The 3,008-nt window shown below is 45.4% G+C and carries 2 protein-coding genes; both read right to left on the reverse strand.

Annotation, left to right across the window (positions count from 1 at the left end; all coding sequences use genetic code 11):
• The coding region (locus Phpb_RS15820; protein ID WP_240492577.1) for a lipase family protein at positions 1-1,731 on the reverse strand (1,731 nt) is incomplete at its 3' end.
• A 24-nt stretch (positions 1,732-1,755) separates the two neighbouring features.
• Positions 1,756-3,008, reverse strand: a 1,253-nt coding sequence (locus tag Phpb_RS15825) for a type VI secretion system baseplate subunit TssF (RefSeq protein WP_240492578.1), incomplete at its 5' end; no start/stop codon positions are given.

Genomic DNA, 3,008 nt, shown 5'->3' on the forward strand with positions numbered 1-3,008 from the left:
GTCCTGATAGACCGTAACCTTATCCGGTTCACATAACTCTCTGAGGCGCTTGTCAATATAACCCGCATATTTATACGAACTATGATTAGAGAAACCGAATCCGCCTTTCAAATCAGCACTTCTGTTTTCAACAAACAGTTTGTCTTTTTCTTGTTGACTGAGCTGATTAAACAACGCGTTTTGCCGCTCACCGGCCAGCGAAAAATCCTTTTCTGTTTCCTGATTTAACTCAGGAATTAAGTAGAGTTTTGTGGTGTTATCCAATATTTTTTCAGCAATACCCGTTATAAGAGAGGCATTCCGGGCGGAAATCAGCCATTCCGGGCAACTGTTGGCTTGAAAAAAATGGACAACTTTACCATGATGCAAATAGATTTCTTTACTGGCTGTCGCCTGTTTAATTGCCTGAACAACCGGTGATGGCGACAGTAACTTCATAACCGCCCAGTCATACCCCGCCGGTGCCCAATAATTGAAAAAAACATTATCCATATCCTGCTCAAATGGCACAGCAGGGATGACATCATCTTCATTGACATGGCGATAGTGGATAATAGAAGACAATTCCCCTACCGCACTGCGGGTTAATGTTCTCGGCATCCCGTAACTGTAGAGACAAGGATTATGTTCTTTCAGTTGTGCGCTGTGCAATAATGCCAGTGCGCCTCCCAGACTATGGCCGCAAATAAATAATCGTTTGTTTTTAACTAAGTTAATGATATCACCGAATACCTTTTTATTTTTATCACTGGGGACTATTAACTCTCCAACCAAATTAAATGCCTCCCAAAACCCTTTATGCACTTTACCATGATGAATAAACTCACTGCACAACGCTTTGTCATCATCGCAACTTAAAGCCAATGGCTGGAAAGTGGCATCAGTCAGATAATTATCCAGGCTAGCGGTTCCCCGCCAACTAACAATCACATCTTTCTCACTGGCAACATAAAACAGTTTGGTATCACCCTGCTTATTGTCTCCTGCTTGTGAATCAATAAATTCCACTCGCTTATAACGTTTACTAAACGGCACATCGTAAACCACAGGTGTTGCCGATAATGCTTCCACTTTATAGGGCAATTTTGAAACATCCACCATTTGCCGGTTAAAAAAGTGTTTCACAGAACCTTCAATATCAACATCCCCATCGGCATAGGCCAGCACACTCATCAAACATTGGTTATAAGCATTCACAATGGAATACTCCTTCTGATGATGTAGCAGTAAAACCCAGGCCCGAAACGGACAGACTTCCAGAACATACCGTCGATTCACCGGATGGACCTGATAGCCTTTTGGCTCCGGGTCCGGGAAATGATAAGGCGGTGGAATATCTTTAGAATCTTTCCAATCTTTAATCTCCGGCAATCCATCACTAATCTGCCCGATAGTCACATAGCGATATTGATAGCCTTCGGCTTCCGCTTTTGGCTTCACCACCGAAGCCTCTTCTCCCCGTTTTTCCCGCAACGGGCGCTGTTCCATCTCATCGGCCAGCGGTTGGGCGCCGATATACAGAGTTACCGGATGGGAAGGCATATCTTCTTCCCTTAGCAATCCATTGCCATCGGTAACCCCTTTACGTCCCAGCAGCGGATTTCCACGGATTTTCAAACGATAAGGCATATTGACCAAGGGTTTCCCCTGTTCATCCACCAACTGAAATTCTATCCAGTTTTTCAGCATGTTTTTACAGTCAATACAATCGAGTGGGCTTAATTTGCTCATTGATACACTTTCCTTACAATTAAATTACAGATAGGCACGCAGCCCAAACATCATGTGGTTAAAATTCCACAGAACTTTTCCTGTGTGGGCATCCATAACTTTCATCATCACAAAAGTCCTCATGCTGATGAAAAGCGTCATCAGGCGTGACACCACCAGACTGAACTGATGCATCTCCCCCTGATTGGTGTAACAATCCGGGTTCAATGTCAGGACGAGTTGATGGCCCCGCACTGGAACCCCTTTGTCCAGACGATCTATTAGGATGTTGTCCAGTTGAACGATACCGTCGATATGTTCCTGGATACGTTTGCTTAATGACTGGTCGTAGGAGAAATCGAATAGTTTGATCAGCTCTTTTAACGAGTCAGTGTGAAACGCCATCCAGGGGGACATGGAAAGGAAAGAGATGATTGTCCAGTTCGATCTATCTTCCTTATCCTCCGTTATTGGTGGGTGGCAGGCAGAAACCGGGGTGATATTGCTGACTTTCAGCCCCGAGGCATTTTCTCCCAGCTGATTGATAGCACCGATACCTAGGTTGGCGGCCTGTGTCCGATAACCGGTAAATTGACAAAGAATGGAGTGTGGCGGCAGGTTATCCGCTGGTTTGCCATTGCAATCAAAGAAGTGAAGATGTTGCAGGGTTCGCTGCGACATATCGCATTCCGTCCTAAGCTGATAATAGTAAAGAAACTCGGCGTCCGGCAGAAAATGAGCGGTTGGAATAAATTTTTCGATAGGCAGATAGCGGTAGGGTTGCCCGCGCTCCTGCTCCGGTTCAGTTGATGTGTAAATGTGGTTCAGCTTGAACAGTCGCTTAGTCGAATCCAATGGGATTTGATAATGATTGGCTTCACTGTTTACCGAGATCTTCGCACTCATCGGCTCCAGATGTCTTACCGGCACGCAATCCAACAGAAAGGTTTGGGAAATATCGTTTAGCATCAGATGACCATCAAACCGAAAAATCAGCTCGAATGTTCGGTCTGCGTTCAACTCCACCAATCGACGACCTTTCTTGATATCAATCGTCACAAAATCATGCACATGGGGCAGGTAATAGTACTCAGTCATCAGTTGCAAGATAGAGTATGGCGTGGTTTTCTGCGTGGGAAGGATAGCGACTTGCCGCGCGGTTCCCCACAATGCCGGCACAGGGTAACTGCTATCAAGCGTGATGGTTTCGTCCTGTGTTCGCAAAAAGACATCACACAGATGAAAGTCAAGCCATAAGGCTAATTCAGCGGCTTGCAGACGATCGCTGCCCAGAAAGA

It is taken from the genome of Photorhabdus namnaonensis (assembly GCF_001684335.1).
In the GTDB taxonomy this organism is placed as follows: domain Bacteria; phylum Pseudomonadota; class Gammaproteobacteria; order Enterobacterales; family Enterobacteriaceae; genus Photorhabdus; species Photorhabdus namnaonensis.